The sequence below is a fragment of the Agrobacterium sp. SOY23 genome (genome assembly GCF_027212525.1).
Lineage (GTDB): Bacteria > Pseudomonadota > Alphaproteobacteria > Rhizobiales > Rhizobiaceae > Agrobacterium > Agrobacterium tumefaciens_I.
Genome location: NZ_JAPWDT010000004.1, coordinates 311,836 through 336,006 on the forward strand (window position 1 = coordinate 311,836; position 24,171 = coordinate 336,006).

24 protein-coding genes are annotated in these 24,171 nt (G+C 60.3%); 13 read left to right on the plus strand and 11 right to left on the minus strand.

The genetic code is table 11. From position 1 onward, the window contains the following. The first annotated feature begins 1 nt into the window (after position 1). Positions 2-865 (plus strand): 23S rRNA (adenine(2030)-N(6))-methyltransferase RlmJ, encoded by an 864-nt coding sequence (locus O3S81_RS13780; RefSeq protein WP_269343991.1) that lies wholly within the window; start codon positions 2-4, stop codon positions 863-865. Positions 866-869: 4 nt separating this feature from the next. Here the strand turns inward: O3S81_RS13780 and O3S81_RS13785 are convergent, their stop codons facing one another. Next, a complete protein-coding gene (locus O3S81_RS13785; protein WP_269343993.1) occupies positions 870-1,817 on the minus strand; it encodes a lysylphosphatidylglycerol synthase domain-containing protein in 948 nt (315 codons plus the stop codon). A gap of 198 nt (positions 1,818-2,015) precedes the next feature. On the opposite strand from O3S81_RS13785, the gene O3S81_RS13790 reads away from it, so the two are divergent. Beyond that, the gene (locus O3S81_RS13790; RefSeq protein ID WP_269343995.1) at positions 2,016-2,774 is read left to right on the plus strand and encodes a ribonuclease T2 family protein; all 759 of its coding nucleotides are present in this window, start codon (positions 2,016-2,018) and stop codon (positions 2,772-2,774) included. A gap of 30 nt (positions 2,775-2,804) precedes the next feature. After that, entirely contained in the window at positions 2,805-3,401 is a 597-nt protein-coding gene (locus O3S81_RS13795) for a glutathione S-transferase (RefSeq protein WP_269343997.1), read from the plus strand. 114 nt (positions 3,402-3,515) lie between these two features. On the opposite strand, the gene O3S81_RS13800 is transcribed toward O3S81_RS13795, so the two are convergent. Next, positions 3,516-4,172, minus strand: a complete 657-nt coding sequence (locus tag O3S81_RS13800; RefSeq protein WP_269343998.1) for an outer membrane protein — start codon at positions 4,170-4,172, stop codon at positions 3,516-3,518. A 348-nt stretch (positions 4,173-4,520) separates the two neighbouring features. Between O3S81_RS13800 and O3S81_RS13805 the strand changes: the two genes are divergently transcribed. The 5 genes from O3S81_RS13805 to O3S81_RS13825 all read left to right on the plus strand — a co-directional run bounded on the left by O3S81_RS13805 (position 4,521) and on the right by O3S81_RS13825 (position 8,768). Next, positions 4,521-5,309, plus strand: a complete 789-nt coding sequence (locus O3S81_RS13805; protein ID WP_269344000.1) for an SDR family oxidoreductase — start codon at positions 4,521-4,523, stop codon at positions 5,307-5,309. Further along, a complete protein-coding gene (gene uvrC, locus O3S81_RS13810; RefSeq protein WP_269344002.1) occupies positions 5,306-7,351 on the plus strand; it encodes an excinuclease ABC subunit UvrC in 2,046 nt (681 codons plus the stop codon). The genes O3S81_RS13805 and uvrC overlap by 4 nt, the downstream gene beginning before the upstream one ends. 103 nt (positions 7,352-7,454) lie before the next feature. Next, the gene (gene pgsA, locus O3S81_RS13815) at positions 7,455-8,042 is read left to right on the plus strand and encodes a CDP-diacylglycerol--glycerol-3-phosphate 3-phosphatidyltransferase (RefSeq protein WP_059752461.1); all 588 of its coding nucleotides are present in this window, start codon (positions 7,455-7,457) and stop codon (positions 8,040-8,042) included. Next, positions 8,042-8,296 (plus strand): molybdopterin converting factor subunit 1, encoded by a 255-nt coding sequence (gene moaD, locus O3S81_RS13820; protein ID WP_269344003.1) that lies wholly within the window; start codon positions 8,042-8,044, stop codon positions 8,294-8,296. The genes pgsA and moaD overlap by 1 nt, the downstream gene beginning before the upstream one ends. A 4-nt stretch (positions 8,297-8,300) precedes the next feature. Next, positions 8,301-8,768, plus strand: a complete 468-nt coding sequence (locus O3S81_RS13825) for a molybdenum cofactor biosynthesis protein MoaE (protein ID WP_269344005.1) — start codon at positions 8,301-8,303, stop codon at positions 8,766-8,768. A gap of 61 nt (positions 8,769-8,829) precedes the next feature. On the opposite strand, the gene O3S81_RS13830 is transcribed toward O3S81_RS13825, so the two are convergent. Continuing rightward, positions 8,830-9,726, minus strand: coding sequence for a branched-chain amino acid ABC transporter permease (locus tag O3S81_RS13830; RefSeq protein WP_269344006.1), 897 nt, complete (start codon positions 9,724-9,726; stop codon positions 8,830-8,832). A gap of 60 nt (positions 9,727-9,786) precedes the next feature. Here O3S81_RS13830 and O3S81_RS13835 point away from each other — a divergent pair, with 60 nt between their 5' ends. Next, on the plus strand, positions 9,787-10,338 hold the full coding sequence (locus tag O3S81_RS13835) for a CGNR zinc finger domain-containing protein (RefSeq protein WP_269344007.1): 552 nt from the start codon (positions 9,787-9,789) through the stop codon (positions 10,336-10,338). Continuing rightward, positions 10,335-10,847, plus strand: coding sequence for a hypothetical protein (locus tag O3S81_RS13840; protein WP_269344008.1), 513 nt, complete (start codon positions 10,335-10,337; stop codon positions 10,845-10,847). Before O3S81_RS13835 ends, O3S81_RS13840 begins: the two co-directional genes overlap by 4 nt. A gap of 113 nt (positions 10,848-10,960) precedes the next feature. On the opposite strand, the gene ndk is transcribed toward O3S81_RS13840, so the two are convergent. Then, positions 10,961-11,383: a nucleoside-diphosphate kinase gene (gene ndk / locus O3S81_RS13845; RefSeq protein ID WP_138795688.1), complete on the minus strand. Its 423-nt coding sequence runs from the start codon at positions 11,381-11,383 to the stop codon at positions 10,961-10,963. 103 nt (positions 11,384-11,486) lie between these two features. Further along, positions 11,487-12,182, minus strand: coding sequence for a glutathione S-transferase family protein (locus tag O3S81_RS13850; RefSeq protein WP_269344012.1), 696 nt, complete (start codon positions 12,180-12,182; stop codon positions 11,487-11,489). A gap of 259 nt (positions 12,183-12,441) precedes the next feature. Here O3S81_RS13850 and O3S81_RS13855 point away from each other — a divergent pair, with 259 nt between their 5' ends. Next, a complete protein-coding gene (locus O3S81_RS13855) occupies positions 12,442-13,488 on the plus strand; it encodes a GGDEF domain-containing protein (RefSeq protein WP_269344013.1) in 1,047 nt (348 codons plus the stop codon). Between the two features lie 69 nt (positions 13,489-13,557). Next, entirely contained in the window at positions 13,558-15,441 is a 1,884-nt protein-coding gene (locus O3S81_RS13860) for an ABC-F family ATP-binding cassette domain-containing protein (protein ID WP_269344015.1), read from the plus strand. A 54-nt stretch (positions 15,442-15,495) separates the two neighbouring features. Here the strand turns inward: O3S81_RS13860 and O3S81_RS13865 are convergent, their stop codons facing one another. The 4 genes from O3S81_RS13865 to O3S81_RS13880 all read right to left on the minus strand — a co-directional run bounded on the left by O3S81_RS13865 (position 15,496) and on the right by O3S81_RS13880 (position 20,351). Further along, positions 15,496-15,978, minus strand: a complete 483-nt coding sequence (locus tag O3S81_RS13865; protein ID WP_269344016.1) for a GlcG/HbpS family heme-binding protein — start codon at positions 15,976-15,978, stop codon at positions 15,496-15,498. Positions 15,979-16,067: 89 nt separating this feature from the next. After that, positions 16,068-16,676, minus strand: a complete 609-nt coding sequence (locus O3S81_RS13870) for a response regulator transcription factor (protein WP_269344018.1) — start codon at positions 16,674-16,676, stop codon at positions 16,068-16,070. Further along, positions 16,673-18,262: a sensor histidine kinase gene (locus tag O3S81_RS13875; protein ID WP_269344020.1), complete on the minus strand. Its 1,590-nt coding sequence runs from the start codon at positions 18,260-18,262 to the stop codon at positions 16,673-16,675. Before O3S81_RS13875 ends, O3S81_RS13870 begins: the two co-directional genes overlap by 4 nt. A gap of 151 nt (positions 18,263-18,413) precedes the next feature. Further along, positions 18,414-20,351: an EAL domain-containing protein gene (locus O3S81_RS13880; RefSeq protein WP_269344022.1), complete on the minus strand. Its 1,938-nt coding sequence runs from the start codon at positions 20,349-20,351 to the stop codon at positions 18,414-18,416. Positions 20,352-20,989: 638 nt separating this feature from the next. Here O3S81_RS13880 and O3S81_RS13885 point away from each other — a divergent pair. Continuing rightward, positions 20,990-21,916, plus strand: coding sequence for a Gfo/Idh/MocA family protein (locus O3S81_RS13885; protein ID WP_269344024.1), 927 nt, complete (start codon positions 20,990-20,992; stop codon positions 21,914-21,916). A gap of 158 nt (positions 21,917-22,074) precedes the next feature. Here O3S81_RS13885 and O3S81_RS13890 read toward each other — a convergent pair whose 3' ends face one another. Further along, the gene (locus O3S81_RS13890; RefSeq protein ID WP_269344026.1) at positions 22,075-22,524 is read right to left on the minus strand and encodes a DNA polymerase III subunit chi; all 450 of its coding nucleotides are present in this window, start codon (positions 22,522-22,524) and stop codon (positions 22,075-22,077) included. Positions 22,525-22,549: 25 nt separating this feature from the next. Next, positions 22,550-24,043, minus strand: coding sequence for a leucyl aminopeptidase (locus O3S81_RS13895; RefSeq protein ID WP_269344028.1), 1,494 nt, complete (start codon positions 24,041-24,043; stop codon positions 22,550-22,552). Positions 24,044-24,171: the final 128 nt, after the last annotated feature.

Consider the following 24,171-nt stretch of genomic DNA (forward strand, 5'->3'; position numbering starts at 1 on the left):
CATGAACTACCGCCACATCTACCACGCCGGCAATTTCGCGGATGTCCTCAAACATGCCGTTCTCGCCCGCCTCGTGCGTTATCTCCAGAACAAGGACAAGGCCTTTCGCGTGCTGGACACCCATGCCGGCATCGGGCTTTACGACCTCACGTCGGAAGAGGCGCAGAAGACCGGCGAATGGCAGACCGGCATCGGCAAGCTGATGGAGGACGATCTGCCCGCGCCCATCGCCGAATTGCTGGAACCTTATCTTGCCGCCGTGAAGGAACTCAATCCGGAAGGCGGTGTAAAATTCTATCCCGGTTCGCCGAAACTCGCCCGTATGCTGTTTCGCCCGCAGGACCGGCTTTCGGCCATGGAACTGCACCCGGATGACAGCCGCGCGCTAGCACGGCTATTCGAGGGCGACTATCAGGTGCGAGTGACCGAGCTGGATGGCTGGCTGTCGCTCGGCGCGCATCTGCCGCCCAAGGAAAAGCGCGGCCTCGTCCTCGTCGATCCGCCCTTCGAGCTGGAAAACGAATATCAACGGCTGGCCGATGGCCTGAATAAGGCCTATCGGCGTTTTTCCACCGGCACCTATTGCCTGTGGTATCCGTTGAAGAAGGGCGCGCCGATCAAGGATTTCCACGAGCGGCTGCAATCCTTCGAGATTCCGAAGATGCTGTGCGCGGAACTTTCCGTGAGAAGCGACCGGCTGGATGGCCTGAGCGGCTCCGGCCTCATCATCGTCAACCCGCCCTATACGCTGAAGGACGAGCTGCATGTGCTGCTCCCCTATCTCAAGACGGCGCTTGCGCAGGACAGGTTCGCCTCGCAACGCGCCTTCTGGCTGCGTGGCGAGGACAAGCCGGAAGAGAATTGAAGGGCTATCTCAGCCCTTCCCTTTTCTGCGCCGCTGCAAGCTGTGATCGTTCGAAGAACAGGATCACGAACAGCGCCATGATGAAGGGGATGATGAGGTAGAACAGGCGGAAGACCAGGAGTGCGGCGATTACATCCGCAGGGTTCATATCCGGCAGGCCGGTGACGAAGACCAGTTCCAGCACACCGAGCCCGCCGGGCGCATGCGAGATGAGCGCGGCCGAAAAAGACACCAGAAATATGCCGAGAATGACCATATAACCGGGATTTCCGGCCTCCGGCAGCGCGAAATAGATGATGCCAGCTGCGCCGATCAGCTCGATCGGGCCAATGACGAGCTGTTGCGCCACCAGTTTCGGCGCGGGGTAAGGCAGCACGAAGGAACCGATTTTCAGGGGCTTCAGCCTGAGCAGGCTGCCGAGAACATAAAGGCTGACGACGAGGAGCAGCAGAACGCCGGTAGTGGTCGAGGCTTCGACGGGCAGGATGCCGGTGAACCGTTCGGTGATGTCAGGCTCATATAACAGCACCAGACCGATGAGCATGATGGTGCCGATAAGGAAGGTGAAGGAGCAGAGGCCGACAAGGACGCCCACTTCCGCCACACTCAGCCCTTTGGACGTATAGGCCCGGTATCGCACCACGGCACCCGAGAATACGGATGCCCCGACATTGTGGGACAGCGCATAGGTGGTGAAAGAGGTGAGCGTGATGAAGAACCAGTTCACCTTGCGGCCAAGATGTTGCAGCGCGATGCGGTCGTAACCGGCAAGCGCAGCGTAGGCCAGCAGGGTTGCAAGGCCGGAACACAGCCAGTCCCGCACGCGAATGGCTTTCAGGCTGTCCCAGAGATCATCGAGCGACAGGCCACGCAGTTCGTGAAAAAGCAGCCAGGCGGAAAAACCGATCGTCGCGAAACCAACGACGGGCCAGATGTATTTTTTGAATTTCATGCGGTCATGCCGCCTATTTCCCCCAACATCGTCCCAGCCCTGTTTCCGTCTTTCGCGGAAGATTCGTTCGACTCTATTCGTTATGCGGCGAAGCTTTCAACCTTTTTGCCCGTTTGCCTCGTTCACAAATTTATGTAAGACCGGATCGTCGCCCAAGGGCGATATGAGGTGGTCCACTTTCCGGGGAACATGCACGGAATGAAACGTTATGCGGGTTTCATAGCCTTGGGTCTTCTGTCGCTTGCAGCGCTTTGGTTCGCGCAGGAAAAACCCTCCCCGAGCCGCCCCTCGAATGACTGGACCATGTATCCGCCGACAGCGCCGGCCGGAAGCCCTCCGTCGGACAATGCCCGGCGCGATGAGGGCGGCAGATCAGTCCCACGCGGTGCCGGCTTTGATTTTTACGTACTGTCCCTGTCCTGGTCGCCGGCCTTCTGCGCCAGCTCCGAAGGTTCCGGCAATCGCCAGCAATGTGGTAGTGACAGGCGTTACGGTTTCGTTGTGCACGGGCTCTGGCCACAGAACGAGAACGGCTATCCCGAATTCTGCCGAAGCAGCGAGCCGGACCGGGTTCCGGACGCCATCGGTCGCAGCCTGTTCGATATCATGCCCTCCATGGGCTTGATCGGCCACCAGTGGCGCAAACACGGTTCCTGCTCCGGCCTGTCGCAGAAGGATTATTTCGCGACGACACGGGCCGCCTTCGAGGCGATCAGGCTGCCCGGAACGATCGGCTCGGGCGCCGGTGCCACCACCCTTTCCGCCGAAGCCATCGAAACCTCCTTTACCGATGCCAATCCCGGCCTGTCGAAACGCGGTGTTTCGATCAGCTGCGATGGCAGGCGCCTTGAGGAAGTGCGCATCTGCCTCAACAGGGACCTGACATTCCGCGACTGCCCCGAGCTTGACCGCAGAGGCTGCCGCGCCAGCGCCACAGAAATCGTTCCCATTCGCTAATCACCCGACATCAACCCATAGGACCCGACCATGGAACTGCTTTATTCGCCCGCCTCCCCCTATTCCGCCAAGGTGCGCATGGCTGCCCGTCATCTCGGCATCGATGTCACCTCCGTGCGCGTCGACACCAATGCCGAGCCGGCCACGCTGATGGACAATAATCCGCTCGGTAAAATCCCGGTCCTGCTGCTGGACGAAGGCGGCTCGGTCTATGACAGCGTGACAATCATGCATTATCTCGACCGCCTTTCGGGCGGCAAGCTTTACCCCAAGAAGAACGGCAAGCGCACCGAAGCGGAAATTCTGGAAGCGCTGTGCGACGGCATCATGGATTGCCTGCTGGCCATCGTTTACGAGCGGCGTTTCCGCCCGGAAGACAAGATCCACCAGCCGTGGATCGACAAGCAGTGGAAAAAGGTGGTGAAGGGTCTCGACCATCTCAACGCCAACCTGCCGAAAACCGGCAAGAAGCTCAATGGCGGCCATTTTGCCCTTGCCGCGATGATCGGTTATCTCGACCTGCGTTTCGCCGGTGAGTGGGCTGAGGGACGCGAGGCGCTGGCAGGCTGGCCGGAAACCTTCAGCAAGCGTTTCGATGCCTATGCGGAAATGAAGGCCGCTGCCTGACCATGTATCGGAGTGATGCCCGGCCTGATCGCCGGGCATTGTTCCGGCCGCATACCGCAAAACAAAAAAGCCGGGGCGAAAACCCCGGCTTTTCTTTAACCGATCCGCGAGGGATCAGAACTTGACGCCGATACCGGCCTTGACGGAATGATCGTCGTAACCACGCGAGAACGCGCCGGAGTCAAGGCTGTAGTCCTTCTTCTGGTAGTCGCTGTAGCGATATTCCAGACGAGCGGTGATGTTGTCGGTCACCATGGCTTCAACACCGGCACCAACGGTGTAACCGAGGGCGGTGGCGCTGTCCTTGGAGGTCGCGTCACGGACCTTGTTGTCGGAGACAGCAAGACCGGCCGTACCATAAAGCAGGAACGGGTTCATGTCGTAACCGACGCGGCCACGCAGCGAGCCGTTGACGCCCTGCTTGCCTTCGACGGCGTTGCCGGCAACCGTACCGGCGGAGCCCTTCTCGTCGCCCAGGTTCACGTCTGCTTCAGCACCGTAAACGATCTGGCCGCTCTGCATGTTGTAACCACCGTAGAGGCCGCCACCGAAGCCCTTGGCGTCACGACCGTCATTGCTGGAGCTGAAACGGCCCCAGTCATAATTGACCGTACCACCGAGGTAGGCGCCGGACCAATCCTTGACCGGTGCAGGCTGGTCGTAGGACACCGGTGCCTGCGGCACTTCATTTACGGCGTCAGCGGCGTGCGCAGCCGAAAAGCCGGCGGCTGCCATGGTCGAAGCCATAAGGGTTGCTACGAAAATACGCATGCTATTCTCCTTTCAGGACCGCTCTGTACTCAAAACATCGTTTTCAGACGCGGCATAATTCGTCGGGTTAATCGCCCCTCTGGAAACCGAATTTGATGGGAGAATGCGGAGATCAAAGAGCCAAAATGTGAATTGTTTGGGGCAGAGACGTGACTAGAATTAGACGTTGCCTAATTGCCACAAGGGTTTTATTAACCCTAACAGAAGCCTAACCAGCAATAGATCGCTTTTAAACTTAGTTATATTCAAATTAAACCGAACTTTCATTGCGAATAAAAAATCGCCCAATTCTTTTGGGGCTGAGTGACAGCTTGCGATTTGCATTTATATCCAGCAAATAGGGCGTGTATGAGCAAATGCAGGTCCGCCGTGAAAGAACATATACCGAAGACAATCTTGATAACGGGGGCCGCCCGCCGGCTTGGTCGGGCAATCGCCACCGATCTGGCCGCCCATGGCTTCGCGATTGCCGTCCATGCCAATGAATCTATGGCCCAGGCCGAGGAATTCGCTAACGAAATAAGGCAAAACGGTGGCAAGGCCGCGGCCGTTCAGGCAGACCTGACACAATCTGCGCCCACCATCGCGCTTGTCGAAAAGGCCGCCTCCGCACTCGGGCCGATCGGCGTCGTCGTCAACAATGCGTCGGTTTTTCTCGACGATTCGGCGGAAACGCCCGATCCGGCGGTCTTCGATGCGCATTTCGCGGTGCATGTGCGCGCGCCGTCCCTCATCGCCGCCGCCTTCGTCGAGCAATTGCCTGCGGACAAATCCGGGCTGATCGTCAATATCATCGACCAGCGTGTGCTTGCGCTCACACCGCGTTTTTACTCCTATACGCTTTCGAAATCGGCGCTGTGGACCGCCACCCGAACGATGGCGCAAAGCTTCGCGCCGCGTGTGCGGGTCAATGCCATCGGGCCGGGTCCCACCTTCAAAAGCGAAAGACAGGCGCCCGAGGACTTTCAGGCGCAGATTGACGGCCTTATATTAAAGCGTGGTCCCGCACCGGATGAGTTCGGGCGGACGATTCGCTTTCTTTTCGACACGCCGTCGGTCACCGGACAAATGATCGCGCTCGACGGCGGCCAGCACCTTGGCTGGGAAACCCCTGACGTGGCGGAGATAAATGAATGAACGGAAAGAAGCTGCCTGATGGCGGTATTCTCTTCGATGAAACCGACGACGAAGACGACGATGCCAGCCTTGCCGCGACGGAAGCGGCGGAGGCGCCGCGCGACGTTGCCGGCGTGGACTGGAATGCGGGCTGGAAGAATGAATCCGGTCTGAAGGGCATGGACCTCATCGGCGAATTCGTCAAACACCTGCCGAATTCGCCGGGTGTCTACCGCATGTTCAACGAGGCTGGCGACGTGCTCTATGTCGGCAAGGCGCGCTCGCTGAAGAAGCGTGTCGGCAACTATGCGCAGGGTCGTGTTCATTCCAACCGCATTGCCCAGATGGTGCGTTTCACCACCCATATGGAGTTCGTCACCACCCGCACGGAGACCGAAGCGCTTCTGCTGGAAGCGAATCTCATCAAGCGCTTGCGGCCGCGCTTTAATGTGCTTTTGCGTGATGACAAGTCCTTTCCCTATATTCTCATCACCGCCGACAATCGCGCGCCGGCGATCTTCAAGCATCGCGGCGCCCGGGCGCGCAAGGGCGACTATTTCGGACCCTTTGCGTCGGCCGGTGCCGTTGGCCGCACGATCAATTCGCTGCAGCGCGCCTTCCTGATCCGTACCTGCACCGACAGCGTGTTCGAGACCCGCACGCGTCCCTGTCTGCTCTACCAGATCAAGCGCTGTTCCGGGCCCTGCACGCATGAGATCAGCGATCAGGGCTATGCGGAACTCGTCAAGGAAGCCAAGGATTTCCTGTCCGGTAAGAGCCAGAGCGTCAAGACCGCGATTGCGCAGCAGATGAACGAGGCGGCCGAAGATCTCGATTTCGAGCGCGCCGCGGTCTATCGCGACCGGCTGGCGGCGCTTTCCCACGTCCAGAGCCATCAGGGCATCAATCCCGCCGGCATCGAGGAAGCGGATGTCTTCGCCATTCACCACGAAGGCGGCATTTCCTGCATTCAGGTGTTCTTTTTCCGCACCGGCCAGAACTGGGGCAACCGCGCCTATTTCCCGAAAGCCGATCCCTCCCTGCCCGGCTCGGAAATCCTCAATGCGTTTCTCGCACAGTTTTACGACGACAAGCCGGTGCCGAAGCAAATCCTGCTTTCCGAAACCGTGGAGGAACAGGAACTGCTGGCCGCCGCACTCGGTGAAAAGGCCGGGCACAAGGTGACCATCAGCGTGCCGCAGCGCGGCGAGAAGAAAGACATTACCGACCATGTGCTTGCCAATGCCCGCGAAGCGCATGGCCGCAAGCTGGCGGAAACCTCGTCTCAGGCGCGGCTGCTGAAGGGTTTTGCGGAGACCTTCGGTCTTTCCACCGTGCCGCGCCGGATTGAGATTTACGATAACTCGCACATCATGGGCACCAATGCCGTGGGCGGCATGGTGGTGGCGGGGCCGGAAGGTTTCGTGAAGAACCAGTATCGCAAGTTCAACATCAAATCGACCGACATCACCCCCGGCGACGATTTCGGCATGATGCGCGAGGTGATGACCCGTCGTTTCTCGCGCCTCTTGAAGGAAGAAGGCAAGCCCGACCGCGAACGGGTGCCGACACCGGAAGAAGCGGCCGACATGCCCTTCCCCGCCTGGCCGGATGTGATCCTGATCGATGGCGGCCAGGGCCAGATGACGGCGGTGCGGGCTATCCTCGATGAACTCGGCATTCGCGACTGTGTGACGGCCATCGGCGTGGCGAAAGGTGTCGACCGCGAGGCGGGTCGCGAGCGCTTCTTTGCGGATGGGCGCAGCGATTTTTCCCTGCCGCCGCGCGATCCCGTGCTTTATTTCATCCAGCGCATGCGCGACGAGGCGCACCGCTTCGCCATCGGCTCACACCGGGCGCGGCGCAAGAAAGAAATGGTGCGCAATCCGCTTGATGAAATCTCGGGAATCGGGCCGGGACGCAAACGCTCCCTGCTGCAGCATTTCGGTACGGCCAAGGCGGTTTCCCGCGCCGGCCTCAACGATCTGATGGCCGTCAGCGGCATTTCCGAGACGGTTGCGCGGCAAATCTACAATCACTTCCACGAGAGCGGCAGCGATTGACGCAGAACGGTGGGACCGAACTGCTAAAAAAACATAATGACGTGTTGACGCTATGCCCTAGCGGCGGCATCAAGGCAGCTGATCTTTGACTGACAGGTTTCCCATGGCTTCGCGCGCATACAGCATTCCCAACCTTCTCACCTATGGCCGGATTCTTGCGGTTCCTGTCATCGTTCTGTGCTTTTTCATCGAAGGAAAGCTGGAAAGTTCGGATTTCGCACGCTGGACGGCGTTGTGGCTGTTCATCATCGCCTCGCTGACCGATTTCCTCGATGGTTATCTGGCGCGTATCTGGAACCAGACTTCCAATATCGGCCGCATGCTGGATCCGATCGCCGACAAGCTGCTGGTCGCCTCCGTGCTGCTGCTGATGGCTGCGGATGGCACCATTGCCGGCTGGTCGCTCTGGGCGGCCATCACCATTCTCTGCCGTGAAATTCTGGTTTCCGGCCTGCGCGAATATCTGGCGGCGCTGAAGGTCAGCGTTCCCGTCACCCGCATCGCCAAGTGGAAAACCACCATCCAGATGGTTGCCATTGCCTTCCTGCTCGCGGGCCCCGCGGGCGACAAGGTGCTGCCCTACACGACCGAAATGGGCATTACCCTGCTGTGGATCGCCGCGGCGCTGACCATGTATACCGGCTATGACTACTTCAAGGCCGGCCTGAAACACATCGTGGACGAAGACTGATGACACGGATCGTTTATTTTGCCTGGGTGCGTGAGAAGATCGGCACGGATGAGGAAGAGCTGGACATCCCCTCCTCCGTCACCACCGCCGGCGAGCTGATCGCCTGGCTCACGACCCGCGGCGAAAATTACGAGGCCGCCTTCGAGTTTCCGGATGTGATCCGCGTTGCCGTCAATCAGGAACACGTCGAGCATGACGAAAGCATCGTCGGCGCACGCGAGATCGGCATCTTTCCACCCATGACGGGGGGATAAACGGATGCAGAAAGCCCTTGAGCCAACTGTCCGCGTGCAGGCAGGGGATTTCGACGCCGCCGAAGAAACCCGCCTATTGACGCAGGGCGACAGAAGCATTGGCGCGGTCGTGGCCTTCACCGGGCTCTGCCGGGATGATGGCGGTACGCTCGCAGCCCTTGAACTCGAACATTATCCCGGCATGGCGGAAGCGGAAATCACCCGTATCGCCAAATTCGCCATGGAACGCTTCGGCCTGCTCGGCCTCACCGCCATCCACCGCCACGGCAAGATCGCCACCGGCGAGAACATCGTCCTCGTCATTGCCGCCTCCAGCCACCGGCAGGCGGCCTTCGACGGCGCGAATTTCGTGATGGACTATCTCAAGACCTCCGCCCCGTTCTGGAAAAAGGAACATGGCAAGGATGGCACGGCGGGCGATTGGGTTGCGGCCAAGGCGACCGACGATACGGCGAAGGACAAGTGGCGATAGCGCTTCTTCTTTTCTCGCATTTCCGGACGGAAAACCGGAACCGAGTTTTCCTGGAAATGCACTAAGGCGCTTCAACCCTGCTGCGCATGACGATCAGCCAGCCGACCAGCAAAGCCAGGACCGCCGCATCCCGCCAGGCAACAGGGCCGTAACCCACCCAGAATGTTTCCGCAAAACCGACGGCAGCGGCTCCGAGGCCGCAGATGAACGGGCTGGCATAACCGCCCGCCGCTGAAATCAGTACGACTTTCAGCCCAAAGACCAGACCTGCGCCGAAATCCATGGTGCCGTAATAAAACGTCGCCAGCACGCCGGCGATGGCGGCGACGAGGCCCGCTGCGCAATAGGACAAGAGAAATATCCTGCCCGCATTCACCCCGCAGAGCGAGGCGGCAAAGGCATCATCCGACACGGCCTTCCAGCGCCTGCCGAAAGCCGAGCGGCGAAGATAAAGCGAGCCTGTGAAAATGAGCAGGCAGAAAGCCGCCGTGTTCAGCATCTGCAACGGCGTCAGGGTCACGGCAAAGCTGCCGTCGGACCAGAAACAGACCGGGTTCGCGAGAAGCGGCGGAAGCCATAATTGCCTTGTATCGGCGGCGAGCCTCGCGCTTTCGGTCAGCGCAATCAGCACACCGACGGAGGCGACGGTGACCGCGTTGGGAGAGGCCTTTGCCAGTGGCCGCATCACCGCCCTGCCGATAAACCCCGCCGCCCAGAGCCCGCCGAACAGACCGGCCCCTGCCCCCAGCGCCAATGTTGCCGGCAGAACCAGCCACAGCCGGTTCCAGCCGAAATCGGCAAACAAGAGGCAGGTCTGGCCGGCAAAAGCGAATATGGCGCCATAGGTCACATCGGCGCGTTTCGTGACCGAAAAGGCGATGGCGTAACCGAAGGCCAGAGCCGCATAAAGGGCGGCGACCGGCACGGCATTCAGCAATTGTTGCAGGAAATAAGCCAAGCCCGTCCTCCCGTCGCGATTATAACTGTTAAAACGTATTTTGATAGTTATAATATGCGCATGACATTTCGCTGGACGGAACATCGTTTTGCAGGGGGAGCATTGGCGCTTGATGTCGCCAATAGTGTCATCCTGCGCCCGGACGCGGCAAGAACGCTCGACCGTTTTGCCGTGCCGGAACAGATCGCCGCCTTTGCCGAGGCCGCGACACGGCTTGGCACGGAGCGCGACAGGTTTCCCGACCTCATCGCGCCGGAAGCGGAAGAACGGCCGGTTTTTCTGGAGCTTCGCGAGGCGATCGACGATCATTTCCGTTCGTCTGTCTCCAGCGGGGCCGATGACGATGGCAAGCTGGCCCGGCTTCTCCTGGCTGGCGGTATGGCGCTGCGGGTATTCCCCAGGGCCGAAAATCTCGCCAACGCCACGGCCCATTCCGCTCTGTCTCTGCTTGCCGGCGAGACACGGGAGCGGCTGCGGATCTGCGGCAATTGCGGCTGGCTGTTCATCGACCGCAGCAGGAACAAAAGCCGTATCTGGTGCGACATGGCGGTGTGCGGCAACCGGCAGAAGGCCAGCCGGCATTATCACCGCAAGAAGGAGGTGCAATCGTGAAAAGAATTGCCCTGCCCCTGCTGGCGATTGCGGCGATGCTTTCTCTTTCCGGCTGCCAGCGCGATGAACCGCGTGAAGTCGCGAAAGTTTCCGGGCGCATGTTCGTTTTCAACTACCGTGTGGCCATCGCCACCTATCTGGTGACACTTCAACGCATCGCCCCCATCCGCGACGGCAGCAGCGTGGAAGCGGCCTTCGAAAACCCGCGCGGCGGTCCCGATCTCACCACCCGGGAAAAGATTTTCCCCAAGGACGGAAAGATCACCGTCCAGAGCCCGCCGGTCGAATGTGTGAAACAGGACCGGCCCTATAAGGTCACCATCCGTATCAAGGGGCCGGATGGCGATATTCTGCAGACGATCGAGACCACGATCCGTTCCGATACCGACCAGTCGGCTCTTCCGGCCAAGCCGCTGGTAGTCGGGCCGCTCTATACGCCGAATCCGGAAGTGTTCAAGCCGGATGGCACGACGGATATGCGGCCGGTTCAGGGGTGCCCGGCGTCGTAACCCTTCACCGCACCTCAACAAAAAACGGAGCCTTTCGGCTCCGTTTCTTCGAGTCTTTTCAACGGCCTCAGCCAATCACCTGAAACAGCGATTCAAGCCGTTGAGATTTTGAATCAGCCGACGATTTCGGTTTCGGCGAACCAGTAGGCGATTTCCTGTACAGCGGTTTCCGGAGCGTCGGAACCGTGAACGGAGTTTTCGCCGATGGAAAGCGCGAAGGTCTTGCGGATGGTGCCTTCAGCGGCCTGGGCCGGGTTGGTGGCGCCCATGATTTCGCGGTTCTTGAGGATGGCGTTTTCGCCTTCCAGAACCTGAACGATGGTCGGGCCGGAGGTCATGCCTTCAACGAGTTCGCCGAAGAAGGGGCGCTCTTTGTGAACGGCGTAGAAGCCTTCGGCTTCGCGCTTGCTCATCCAGACGCGCTTGGACGCGATGACGCGCAGGCCGTTGTCTTCAAATACCTTGGTGATCGCGCCCGTGAGGTTACGCTTGGTTGCGTCCGGCTTGATCATCGAAAATGTGCGTTCAATCGCCATGTGTCCGTTTCCTTTTCCTTCAGAGAAAGTGGGCGGTCTTTACCCGCCCAAAAGCCCGAAAACAAGGGGGATCAACGAGATTGCGATGATCACGGCAGACATTTCACGCCGCTGTCACACTGCGGCCTCTTGCATCGTAGAGATCGAGGCAGCCTTCGAACCAGTCCAGCACCGGGTCATTATCGGCAAACAGATCGGCCCCGGTGGTGATCCGCGCCCATTGCAGCGCGCCGAACACGATGTAATCGGAAAAGAGCGGCGAAGTGCCGCCGATAAAGGGCTGGAAGTTCAGCATGCGACGGATCGGTGCCAGCAATGCGGGAAAGGCGGCGATTTCCGTCTCGCGGTTGGCCACCACCTCCTCAAGCGGGCGACCGAGCGCCTTCGTGCGGCTTTCACGGAAATAACGGCGATCGGGCTCGTCCAGCATATTGTGGATATCGAGCACGGCAATGCGGACGATGGCCGGGTGAAGCACCGTCTGCGACCAGCTTTCGACAAAACGGGCCATCGCCTTGCCGCCCTCCCCGTCAAACAGCGACGGCCGTTCCGGGTAAGCCTCGTCAAGATAAAGCGCGATTTCGAAACTGTCGCTCACCAGCTGGTCGCCATCGCGCAGGATCGGCACGGTCTTCGAAAACCCATCCTCCACCGTCGGGATCACCGTGAAGGGCAAGGGACGCTCTTCGAAATCCAGCCCTTTATGGGCCAGCGAAAGCACGGTTTTCCAGCAATGGGGAGAAAAAGGCCGGGAAATATCGCTTCCGCACAGCGAATAAAGCGTTCTGGAATTCGTCATGGGCTGCCCTTCTTCTGCAACATCGATGAGCGATATTAAGAACGGCCACCGCATGAAATCAAATCAGGATTTGTCATGCAATCGATCAAGGAACGGCCACCGACCCGCATACGCAGCTGCGGCAGAAATTTACCGCTTCACGGGGCCAAAAATCTTTGCGGATTCAGTCTATTTTAAACCGTTACTTGTAAGAATAGCGTCATTCAACAATCGGTAATCGCCGATCAATTCATAATATTCTATTCGTATGGGGCTGTCAGTGACGACATCGGCGGGCGATAAAAAACGTGAACAGGCAAGAGGTGCTCTTGTCGTTACCAAAATCACGCAGTTCATCGCCAAGATGAATATTGCGCCGCTGCCGCGCAATTACGAACTGATCTATGAAATATTATCGGGACATAACCCGGCCATGGGCCGTGATATCCTTGCACTTGGCAACGCCCCGCAGCAACATGAAATCGACCTCATCGGCCAGCGGCACAATCTGCCCGGCTTTTCCCGGATCGAGGCCGAACAGATGGCAAGCGAGGCCTTTGAGACGCTGACGCGTATTTCCGCGCGGCTGGATGCAAGCCTTCAGCGCACTGAGACTTTCATGGACAGCCTTCAGCAGGACGGGGATGGCGAGCCGCCCGCAGCGGAGCGTTTCTTGGATCTGCTGGGCGATATTCACGAGGAACAGACGAGCCTTCGGCATTTCATCGCCATGGGGCTGGTGAAAATCCGCGAAGTTGAACGAAACCGGACGGAGCTTCAGGCCGCCTCGCTGCGCGACAGCCTGACGGCGCTTCCCAACCGGGCCGCCTTTCTTGAAAAGCTCGGCGCCCTGTTTGCGAAGGACCGGGCGGCATCCGCCACCTCGCTGGTGCTGATCGACATCGATCATTTCCGGGAAATCAACGGCAAATATGGCTCTTCCGCCGGCAACAAGGCGCTTAGAAGGCTCGCCGCCCTGTTTCGCAAGACCATCAAGAAGGACGATTTCGTCGCCCGTATCGGTGGCGATGAATTCGCCTTTCTGTTTGCCGGCGTGCCGCAGAATACGGCCGAGGCGATTGCCGAGCGGCTGCGGCAAAGCGTGGAGGCATTGCGCTTTGCGACCAGCGGCGGTGACGGCGAGCATCTGACGGTGTCGATCGGCGTCGCGGAGGTGGATGGCACCACCACGCCCGCCGAATTTTTCGGCCATGCCGAACTCGCCCTGCTTTCCGCCCGCTGCGGCACGCGCAACTGCGTTATCGGTTATTCGCGGGACGTGGCACAGCACAGCCGCAGCAGCTATCTGGCGCAACTCGGCGCGTGAGGCAGCATTCTCTCATGGTGTGGCGCGGGCGCTCTTGCCTTGGCCAGACAGTTCGGCCAAAACGGCGCCATGATTACGATTACCGATCTTTCCGCCCGCATTGCCGGGCGTCTGCTTCTTGACCATGCCAGCGTGACGCTTCCCGCCGGTGTGAAGGCGGGTCTCGTCGGCCGCAACGGCGCCGGCAAATCCACCCTGTTCCGGGTCATCACCGGCGATCTGGCGGCGGAAAGCGGTTCGGTGACGATCCCGAAACTCGCCCGCATCGGCCAGGTGGCGCAGGAAGCGCCGGGCACGGAGGAATCACTGATTTCCATCGTGCTCGCCGCCGATAAGGAGCGCAGCGCGCTTCTGGCGGAAGCGGAAACCGCGACCGATCCACACCGGATCGCCGAAATCCAAATGCGGCTTGTCGATATCGACGCGCATTCGGCCGAAGCGCGCGCCTCGAGCATTCTTGCCGGCCTCGGTTTTGATCACGAGGCGCAGCTTCGTCCCGCCTCCTCCTTCTCCGGCGGCTGGCGCATGCGCGTGGCGCTCGCCTCGGTGCTGTTTGCCGAACCGGACCTTTTGCTGCTCGACGAGCCGACCAACTATCTCGACCTCGAAGGCACGCTCTGGCTGGAAGATTATATCCGGCGTTATCCGCATACCGTCATCATCATCAGCCACGACCGCGATCTTCTCAACAACGCCGTCAACTCCATCGTGCATCTCGACCAGAAGAAGCTGACCTTCTACCGCGGCGGTTACGACCAGTTCGAGCGGCAGAAGGCCGAGGCCGACGAATTGCAGATGAAGGCGAAGGCGAAGAACGACGCCGCGCGCAAGCACCTGCAAAGCTTCATCGACCGTTTCCGCGCCAAGGCCACCAAGGCACGGCAGGCGCAGAGCCGCATCAAGGCGCTGGAGCGCATGGGCACCGTCGCCGCCGTGATCGAGGACCACGTCCAGCCGATCACATTTCCCGAGCCGGAAAAGCAGCCCGCCTCCCCCATCGTCGCCATCAATGGCGGTGCCGTCGGTTACGAGCCCGGCAAATCCATCCTGAAACAGCTCAATCTCAGGATCGACAATGACGACCGCATCGCGCTGCTTGGCTCGAACGGCAACGGCAAATCGACCTTCGCGAAATTCATCTCCGGCCGGCTTGCGCCGCAGGCGGGCGATCTCCGTGTCGCCCCGGGCCTCAAGATCGGCTTCTTCGCGCAGCATCAGCTCGATGACCTCGTGCCGGATGAAACGCCGGTCGAACATGTGCGCAAGCTGATGCCGCTGGCGCCGGAAGCGCAGGTGCGCGCCCGCGTGGCGCAGATGGGTCTAGCGACGGAAAAAATGGCGACGGCGGCGAAGGACTTGTCCGGTGGCGAAAAAGCCCGGCTGCTGATGGGGCTTGCGGCCTTCCACGCGCCGAACCTGCTGATCCTCGACGAACCGACCAACCATCTCGACATCGACAGCCGCCGGGCGCTGATCGAGGCGCTGAACGATTATAGCGGCGCGGTCATCCTCATCTCGCACGATCGCCACCTGATCGAGGCGACGGTGGACCGGCTGTGGCTGGTGGCCGATGGCACGGTCAAGACCTTCGAAGGCGACATGGAGGAATATCGCGATCTCGTCGTTTCCTCCGGCAGGAAGAAGGAGGACAAGGCAGAGGCGGCCAACGATCAAGCCTCGAAGGCCGACCAGCGCAAGGCCAATGCGGAAAAGCGCGCCCAGCTGGCACCGCTCAAGAAAAAGATCAACGAAATCGAATCCCTGACGGCAAAGCTTGAGAAAGTGATTCAGTCGCTCGACAAGGAACTGGCGGACCCTGCTCTATACGAAAAAGCGCCCGCCAAGGCCGCGCTGAAAGTGAAGGAACGCGGCGAGGCCGCCAGCAAGCTCTCGGACGCCGAGGAGCAATGGCTACTGCTTTCGAGCGAATATGAGGACGCGATGGCGTCCTGATGCATGACCGGAGGGGCCGGCGGCTGGAAGCCGCCGATCCCTGTTTTATGATGCTTACTTGGCGCCGATGGCGCTGAGGCCTTCGCGGGCGCATTCGGCGTCGATCGCGCCCGACGGTGCGCCGCCGACGCCGATGCCGCCGACCAGCGCATCGCCGATCTTGATCGGCAGGCCGCCCGCCTGGATGACCATGCGCTCATCCATGTTGCGAAGACCATCATTGGCCGGCTTGGAGGCGATGAAATCCGCGATCTCGCCGATGTCACGCCCGAGCGATGCGGCCGCAAAGGCCTTGCCGGTTGCGCTGGAGACGGTGTGCGGGCCGGAACCGTCCGCCTTCAGCACCGTCTTGGTGGCGCCATCGCGGGTGACGATGGCAACGGTGACGGCATTACCCTTGGCGGAGCAGGCCTGCAGCGCAGCCTTGGCAGCCTTTTCCGCCATGTCGAGCGGCAGATAGGGCGCGGTCGGCAGCGTCTGCGCCAATGCGGCCGAAGGAGCGATCAGGGCGGAAACGATAAGAAGGTTGCGGATCATGAAAAGGTCCTCTTGCTTGATGAGGACCCCAGCTTAGGCGGACGGCGCGGGGCTGCGAATCCGTAAGATTTGCCGGCCGCTCGGTAGTTCTACTGATCCGCGCCGGCCTCCAGCCACAACCGCGTCATTTCCGCCTGCGAGGTGGTGCCGAGCTTGAGGCCGATGGCCGCGCGGTGGCTATCGACCGTGCGCGGCGACAGGCCGAGCCCATCGGCGATCTGGCGCGTGGTGAAACCGAGCGCGATACGTTCGAGGATTTCACGCTCGCGCGCCGTCAGCTGCGCCAACAGCGCCCTCGTCTCGGCATGCAGCGCTTTCGCGTCGAGCGTGCGGGCCAATATCCCGTGCGCTTTCTGGATTGCGTCGATGAGATCCTGCTCATCCACGGGCTTGGAGAGAAAATCCACCGCGCCATTGTGAAAGGCGCGGCGGCAGGCTTCGATATTGCCATGCCCGGAAATGATGATGACCGGCCAGTCGACGCCCTCCTCCGCCAGCTTTTCCTGCAGCTTCAATCCGGTGATGGCCGGCATGCGGATATCGAGAATGAGGCAACCCGGCTCGAGAGCGGAAAGCTGGCCGAGGAAAACCACCGGATCGGCAAAGCCCTTCGCCTTGATGCCGACGGTGGACAGCAGCAATATCAGCGCCTTGCGCACGGCGTCATCGTCATCGACAAGATAGACAGGCAGCGTCATGGGTTCCGCGCCTCCGCCGCGACAGGCAGGATGACGCGGAAAAGCGCGCCATTCTCATTCTCGACATAAAGGATTTCGCCGCCGGCGCGCTCCACCAGCCGCTGGCTGAGGGCAAGCCCCAGACCCATGCCGTCCTTTTTCGTGGTCGCGAAAGGCGTAAACAGGCGGGCGCGCAAATCCGGTGCGACGCCGGGGCCGTTGTCGGCCACGTCGAATACCGCAAAATCGCCGTCGCGGCTCAATGTGGCGGTAATGGCTTTCCTGCCTTCAACGGCTGCGAGCGCATCGAGCGCGTTGCGCAGCAGATTGAACATCACCTGCTCCATTTCCACCGGATCGGCCCGCACCGGAAGCGCCGTCTCCGGCATGGCGATATCGATACTCGCCTCGTGCCGTGCCGCCTCGCCGGCAAGCAGCGCATCGACATTGCGCAGGGCGGCACGCAGGTCATGCGCGGCGGCGGGCTGACGGTGCGGCAGCGACCAGTTGCGAAACCGCACGAGCATGTTGGCGGCACTTCGCGCCTGATCGATCATGTCGTCCAGAGCGCCGGAAAGGGCAGCGGTATCCTGGCGCGCAAGCAACCGTCGGCCAGCCTGCGCCTGCGCCAATATCGCCGTCAGAGGCTGGGTCAGCTCATGCGCCAGACCGCTCGCCATCTCGCCCAGCGCATTGACCCGCGAGGCATGGGTGAGCCTTGCCTCCATGCCGCTCAGCTCGGCCCGCCTTTCGGCGGCGCGCATGCGCGTCCTCTGCTTCGCCATCACCATGCCGAGCAGGAAAACGACGGTGGAGCCGGCCATTCCTGCCAGCAGGGCGCGACCCGGCAAGAGATCCCGCCAGGTGATCGAAAGGGCGGCCTCGAGAAGCAGCGGTTGCGTGGCGCTGCTCAGCTGCCGGACATATTGCGGCTTTTCCGGCAGCGTCGGCGGACCGAACAATATCGTTCCATCCGGCATTTTCAGGCGGATCACCGCCTGTTTCGACGACCAGAACGGGGCATCGGACGCCAGAAGCTGCGCCGCGTCGATGGCAAGAACCAGAACCTTCGATGCCGTCTCGCTGTTGGGGCTGCGCTTGACGATCATGTAATGCCCGGGCCTCAAGGCACTCGCTACCAGAGCCGGCCGGCCGGAAAACACCGATGCCGCCTTGCGGATCACCCCAGCCAGTTCTTCTTCCAGAGGCCGGGTGCCGATCACGGGGCCTCCATCGTTGAGGGACACCAATTGAAGCTCATCGATGCGCGGATAAAATTGCAGAATGGGAGCGGCGACGTCGAGCAACAGGCCGTAATCCGCCCCCTGCTCCGCCTGCGCCACCGCCGAAAGCGCGGTGACATGGGCGTCATGCTGGTCGGCCCGGCGCGATACCTCAGCCCGCAGCGCGTCGCTCTGCCGCTCCAGTTCGCCAAGCAGGCTGACATAATGGTAAGCGGCCAGAGCGGCAATGACGGCTGCCATGAGCAGCGCCCAGGCTAGAACCACCCTGGGCAGGGACCATGCCGCCAGCGGGCGCGGGCCACCCGGCAAGTGCTGAGCCGGCTTTCCGGGCATGTCACTCCATGCGTCGTCGTTTTCAGGCATCGGCTCGCTCGCGCGACCGGAAAAGGCGGTCGCAACATTGGTTCGTCAAAGGACTTTTCTCAGCACAGGCCGCGGAAACATTCAATCCGGCATGGCCGAATTTCCTTCCCGGCGCCATTGGCCGCTGAGACAATGCCTCGGTCCCGGCACGCTAGGCGCATTCCCTGCGGGGCCGCAACCGCTCCAGCGGCACGGCGGGCGAATAAAGATAACCCTGTCCGAAGCGGATGCCCATCTGCATGAGAAGCCGGCTCTGCTCCTCCGTTTCTATGCCTTCCGTCACCAGCTTGGCGCCATAGCGTTCCGCACTTTCGAAGGCGAGCGCGATGGCCTCCCGGAACCGCGACTGACCGAGCCGGGATGTCATCCAGTGATCGATCTTGACCTCTTCGAACGGGAACCGCGCCAGCAGGGTGAGCGCGGCATATCCGGTGCCGAAATCATCCAGCGCCAGCCGCACACCGGCAGCGACCAGCGTATCGAAATTCTGCTGCACGACATCGATGGTCGGCATCCTGCTCATCTCCGTCACCTCGATCGACAGGCGATGCGCGGGCACCGCCATCTCCCGCAGGAACGCCACCACCCGGTCTCCGAAATGCGCGGTCGCAAAAGACGAGGCGGAAATATTCACCGCCAGGTGAAAATCCGGATCGAGGCTGCGCAGTTCGCGCAGGTCACGGACGACGGCTTCGATCGTCGACCATTCAAACTCCACCAGCAGCCGGTGACGTTCGGCGATCTCCAGCACATAATAGGGTGAAAGCCTCTGCCCGCGCGCGTCGACCGCGCGCAAAAGCGCTTCAGCGCCGATCATACGGCGATTGTGCATTTCAAATTTCGGCTGGTAGTGGATGGGCGGGCTGCCGGATTTGATCCAGGTGACCAGCATCTGCCGTACACCCTCATCCCGTGTCGCTTTCTCGGCGAAGGAAAAGGGGAAAATCTGCACCGGATTGTCGCTGCCTTTCAGCGCCAGGCTGAGATGCCGGAGGAAGGAGGCGACGTTCTGCCGGGAAAGCCGGTCGAGATTCGCCGCGCCGATCTTGAGGTGTGGAACCGGTCCCGCCTCCGCCGTTCGGGAAAAGGCGCTCAGCCCGTCATGCAGGCGCATCATCAGTCGTGCGCTTTCCGACTTCTCCAGTGAAATCCCCTGAATGACGACCGCAAGCGTCGTATCGCCGAACATGAAGCTGCTGGGCGCGTTGGAACTCGACAGCATACCGTTGTTACCGTCGCAGACCTCCTGCGCCAGCCGCGGCCAGAAAAGATCGCCCCAATCCTCACCCTCGCAGGCGGCGACATCGGCGATATTGACGATTTCGATCAGAACGAGAGCGTGCGGAACGGTCGGATCATGCCGCATGGTTGTTTCTATGTGGTCCTTGAGGGCACGGCGGTTGGGCAGGCCCGTCAGTGGGTCCGTCCGCGCCGCGGCATCGCGTTTTTTGTCCTGTTCGCGCCCCCGCGCCTCGCTGCGCAGCAGGACGAACAGGCAGACGATCATCGGCAGGCCGACAATCGAGCCGAAGATGCGCCGCCCGACATTGCTGAGGAACAGTTCCTGATTGATCATGCCGAGACTGTAGGTCACGGAAACGGCGCACAACACTGCAAAGACCCTGATCGAGAATACTCCGGCGACTTCCCGGACACCGATCTCGGTCAAGCTGCGCCTGCGCATCCAGCCATACATCATTATCCCGAATGCGGAGATGATGCACATATCCAGAAAGGCGGCCCCGAAGAGGGCCGGACCACCGAACAGAAAACGCCCGGCGGAAACGAATGCCAGACTTATCAAACCACCTTGCCAGGACCCCAAAACGCCGGCCAGAAAAAGCAGGTCGGAACGGATATAGGGCTTGGAGGGCAGCTTGATGAATTCGGACACCAGCGACGTCAGCAGAAAACCGGCCACTCCGAACACGATGCCGAAGTAGATTTTATAGCGCGGGTCTTCCAAAGCGATATTGCGCCGCAGAAGGATCAGCACGGATATCATGCCGACGACGGCGGCGGCCTGGAGCAGCAGGAATGGAAGCTCGGCGGAGGAGGCTGCCGCCTGGGCGGCGATCAATTCCATCATCTGCAAATCCCCGGTTATTATTTATTATGGCGCCGGATCTCCGGCGTATCGCCTGCGCAGGACAGAACTATAACACATCGTCAGGTCTTCGGTTTTCCAAGCTTTGCATGCCCTGGAGCGACACCGCGTTTCGACGCCGACGACTTCGGCCGATCCGCCGCATCCCGCTATATGTCCGGCGGCCGGCATCAGCGCCGCGCCAACGGGCAGGCAACGGCTGCGGAGAGCGGCGCGAAAATCAAGCCATCGACAGCGAATTGACGCCTGCTTTCATTGGCTTTCTGAACGAAGCCGGAAAACGGCCATCTTCAAACGGAACCACCATAGACCTGCTTTTCAAAAATTCATTTCAGTGAAATATAATATTGTTATCGAATATTCACAGAACATACCTCGTTGAAATCAATATTCAAACCGTTAAAATCAAAAATAAAACTTCAAATTCCGGAAAGTATTTGTAGAATCCAGATATCACCTGATAAATAAACAATAATTACGGAATTTTTCTTATAAAGTTACAGCTTAAAAAAAGACGCCCCGCACAGGGACGATTGCCTTGCTCCTTCGAGCGTTTCTGCTAAAAACTTGTAAAAATCACACTTTATCCCATCATGCAGCACTCAAACGGGTTCCTCTCCATGTCAGCCACCAAGCTTGCCATTGTCGGCGTCGGAAAAATCGTTCGCGACCAGCATCTTCCCGCCATCGCAGGCAATCCGGATTTTGAATTGATCTGCACCGCGAGCCGTCACGGCACCGTGGATGGCGTCGCTTCCTATGGCACCATCGAGGCGATGCTTGCGGCGGAGCCGCAAATCGACGCGGTTTCGCTGTGCATGCCGCCGCAATATCGTTACGAGGCGGCTTATGCGGCACTGAATACCGGCAAGCATGTCTTCCTCGAAAAGCCGCCGGGCGCGACGCTTTCTGAAGTGCAGGATCTCGTTCGTCTCGCGGATTCGAAGGGCCTTTCGCTGTTTGCCAGCTGGCATTCCCGTTATGCTCCCGGAGTGGAAGCCGCAAAAGCCTTTCTCGCCTCGACGAAAATCGACAGCGTGCATGTGATCTGGAAAGAAGACGTGCGCCATTGGCACCCGAACCAGGACTGGATCTGGCAGGCAGGCGGCCTCGGCGTGTTCGATCCCGGCATCAATGCGCTCTCGATCATCACCCACATCCTGCCGCGCGCGCTGTTCCTGACCAAGGCGACGCTCGAATTCCCGGAAAACCGCGACGCCCCGATTGCCGCCGACCTGCATTTTTCCGACGTGACGAAAATGCCCGTCCACGCCGAATTCGACTGGCGCCAGACCGGCAAACAGAGCTGGGACATCGTTGCCGAAACGGCAGCGGGACGAATGGTGCTTTCGGAAGGCGGCGCAAAACTCTCGATCAACGGCGAGGAAAAGCTGTCCGAGCCGGAACGGGAATATCCGTCCCTTTACGAGCGTTTTGCCGAGATCATCAAGGCGGGCCGCTCCGACGTCGATCTTGCGCCGCTCACCCATGTGGCCGACGCCTTCCTGCTCGGCCGCCACAAATTCGTAGATTCCTTCTACGACTGAGCAGCCGCAGCGCTTGCCAAAACACAAGCTTCAAAGGGCGCGACTGATGAAACGGTCGCGCCCTGATTTTTTGGCCTGATTCAAACCGCGCCGCCGAGACCCTTCGGGCTTTCCCAGACCCCGGATGCGAAAACCGGTAATTGACGCCACATGGCCAATCAGGCCTTTTTCTGCCAGCGGCCTTCAGGAGACTGCTGCCAATAGGTCAGGGAATGCCCCTCCGTCTTCAGCCTTTTCCAATGGTTACGCGCCATTTCCAGCTGGTAGGCATCGTATCCGTCGAACATGAACACGACGCGCTCATAGGCCTCCACCGCCGGTGGCTCGGCGCCATCGACCAGAAAGCGCACACTCGCGGCATTGTCGTTCTCATCCGATGCCGTCAGAAGAATCGGCTGGTTTTGCGGTGCCGGAGAGGCGTCCGTGGCGTGCGGCAGGAAACTGTCGTCGCGAAAGGTCCATAGATGCGAGTCGAGGAAATCGCGGCGCTCCTCATCCACCGTCTGGATCGCGACTTTCCAGCCGCGTTCCAGCGATTTCTCGAGCAAAGGCGGCAGCGCATCCTCCAGCTTCGATTCCGTCAGATGGTAGAACAGAATTTCAGTCATCCGCAGACGTGCCGCTCCGCTTTCTTCAATCTTCGTAATGGGCACGAACGAGTTCGTTCAGCAGACGCACGCCATAACCCGATCCCCAGGACTGGTTGATCTCGGTCAGCGGCGACCCCATGGCGGTTCCGGCGATATCGAGATGCGCCCACGACGTCTCGCCAACAAAGCGTTTGAGGAACTGCGCGGCGGTGACGGAACCCGCCAGGCGGCCGGAGCTGTTCTTCATGTCGGCGAATTTGGAATCGATGATCTTGTCGTAATCCTTACCGAGCGGCATGCGCCAAAGCTTTTCAGCCGTCACATCGCCCGCCTGCGCAAGACGCGCCGCCAGCTCATCGTCATTGGAGAAAAGCCCGGCCTGAAGATTGCCGAGCGCAACCGTGATCGCGCCTGTCAGCGTGGCGAGGTTCACCATGAATTTCGGGTTGAAGCGATCCTTGGTGTACCAGAGCGCGTCGGCCAGAACCAGCCGGCCTTCGGCATCGGTATTGATGATCTCGATGGTCTGGCCGGACATGGAGGTGACGATATCGCCGGGGCGCTGAGCGTTACCATCCGGCATGTTTTCGACAAGGCCGATGACGCCGATCACATTCGCCTTGGCCTTGCGGGCGGCGAGCACGTGCATCAGGCCGGTCACGGCGGCAGCTCCACCCATGTCGCCCTTCATGTCTTCCATATTGAGGCCGGGCTTCAGCGAAATGCCGCCGGTATCGAAAACGACGCCCTTGCCGACAAAGGCGATCGGCTCGTCCTTCTTGTTGCCGCCGTTCCACTGCATCACCGCAAGCCGTGGCGGACGGGCCGAGCCCTGCGCCACACCGAGAAGCGCGTTCATGCCGAGCTTCTTCAGCTCCTTCTCACCGAGAATTTCAACATCGACGCCGAGCTTGCGCAGCTCTTCGGCTTTTTCGGCGAATTCGACGGGGCCGAGAACGTTCGGCGGCAGGTTGACGAGATCGCGCGCCAGAATCACGCCGCCTGCGACAGCTTCGGAAACGGCAAAGGCCTTTTCGGCTTCCTGATGGGCGGCGGTTACGATGACGACATCAACCTTCTTCGGCGTCTTTTCATCGTCGGACTTCTTCTTGGTCTTATAGGCATCGAAGCTATAGGCGCGCAGCAAAATGCCAAGCGCGAAATCCGCAGCCGCCTCAGCACCGACCTCGACGCCCGGCGCATCGAGATAGACGACGACCTTGTCGGCTTTCCTGAAATTGGCAGCGGCGGTGCCGCCGGCGCGCAGCCAGTCATGCGCGACCAGCTTGGAGGGCTTGCCCAACCCGACGACGAGCAGCCGGTCGGCGGTGGAACCCTGCGGCGCGATCACGTCGAGCGTCGCCATGGACTTTACCGAAAAGCCCGAAATCTTCGCCGCCCTCGCGATCACACCACCCGGGTCTGCCTCGGAAGCACCGGCGACGGCCTGCGCCTCACCCGAGGCCTGCAGCACGACGGCGAGCGCGTTTTCAAGCGAGGCGGAATTGGCGAAAGAAATATCGAATTTGGCGGACATGTTTTCCTGCTCTTCCTGGACAACCTACATGATGCGCCCGATCATGGCCTTTTCGGCTCCCGGCGCAACCCTGCATTCTTTAAAGACCTACAGTCGTTAAAGGAAAGGCATTTTTGTGGAATGCGAAA

Excerpts from the sequence above, each read along its gene's own strand:
- O3S81_RS13880 (WP_269344022.1), bottom strand. The coding sequence starts at position 20,351 with ATGATGGAATTGATCGCCGCCCAGGCGGCAGCCTCCTCCGCCGAGCTT.
- O3S81_RS13870 (WP_269344018.1), bottom strand. The coding sequence starts at position 16,676 with ATGACGCTGCCTGTCTATCTTGTCGATGACGATGACGCCGTGCGCAAG.
- O3S81_RS13890 (WP_269344026.1), bottom strand. The coding sequence starts at position 22,524 with ATGACTGAAATTCTGTTCTACCATCTGACGGAATCGAAGCTGGAGGAT.
- O3S81_RS13795 (WP_269343997.1), top strand. The coding sequence starts at position 2,805 with ATGGAACTGCTTTATTCGCCCGCCTCCCCCTATTCCGCCAAGGTGCGC.
- O3S81_RS13790 (WP_269343995.1), top strand. The coding sequence starts at position 2,016 with ATGAAACGTTATGCGGGTTTCATAGCCTTGGGTCTTCTGTCGCTTGCA.
- uvrC (WP_269344002.1), top strand. The coding sequence starts at position 5,306 with ATGAACGGAAAGAAGCTGCCTGATGGCGGTATTCTCTTCGATGAAACC.
- O3S81_RS13850 (WP_269344012.1), bottom strand. The coding sequence starts at position 12,182 with ATGACGAATTCCAGAACGCTTTATTCGCTGTGCGGAAGCGATATTTCC.
- O3S81_RS13875 (WP_269344020.1), bottom strand. The coding sequence starts at position 18,262 with ATGCCTGAAAACGACGACGCATGGAGTGACATGCCCGGAAAGCCGGCT.
- O3S81_RS13895 (WP_269344028.1), bottom strand. The coding sequence starts at position 24,043 with ATGTCCGCCAAATTCGATATTTCTTTCGCCAATTCCGCCTCGCTTGAA.
- O3S81_RS13885 (WP_269344024.1), top strand. The coding sequence starts at position 20,990 with ATGTCAGCCACCAAGCTTGCCATTGTCGGCGTCGGAAAAATCGTTCGC.
- O3S81_RS13835 (WP_269344007.1), top strand. The coding sequence starts at position 9,787 with ATGACATTTCGCTGGACGGAACATCGTTTTGCAGGGGGAGCATTGGCG.
- O3S81_RS13780 (WP_269343991.1), top strand. The coding sequence starts at position 2 with ATGAACTACCGCCACATCTACCACGCCGGCAATTTCGCGGATGTCCTC.
- ndk (WP_138795688.1), bottom strand. The coding sequence starts at position 11,383 with ATGGCGATTGAACGCACATTTTCGATGATCAAGCCGGACGCAACCAAG.
- pgsA (WP_059752461.1), top strand. The coding sequence starts at position 7,455 with ATGGCTTCGCGCGCATACAGCATTCCCAACCTTCTCACCTATGGCCGG.
- moaD (WP_269344003.1), top strand. The coding sequence starts at position 8,042 with ATGACACGGATCGTTTATTTTGCCTGGGTGCGTGAGAAGATCGGCACG.
- O3S81_RS13865 (WP_269344016.1), bottom strand. The coding sequence starts at position 15,978 with ATGATCCGCAACCTTCTTATCGTTTCCGCCCTGATCGCTCCTTCGGCC.
- O3S81_RS13860 (WP_269344015.1), top strand. The coding sequence starts at position 13,558 with ATGATTACGATTACCGATCTTTCCGCCCGCATTGCCGGGCGTCTGCTT.
- O3S81_RS13825 (WP_269344005.1), top strand. The coding sequence starts at position 8,301 with ATGCAGAAAGCCCTTGAGCCAACTGTCCGCGTGCAGGCAGGGGATTTC.
- O3S81_RS13785 (WP_269343993.1), bottom strand. The coding sequence starts at position 1,817 with ATGAAATTCAAAAAATACATCTGGCCCGTCGTTGGTTTCGCGACGATC.
- O3S81_RS13805 (WP_269344000.1), top strand. The coding sequence starts at position 4,521 with ATGAGCAAATGCAGGTCCGCCGTGAAAGAACATATACCGAAGACAATC.
- O3S81_RS13800 (WP_269343998.1), bottom strand. The coding sequence starts at position 4,172 with ATGCGTATTTTCGTAGCAACCCTTATGGCTTCGACCATGGCAGCCGCC.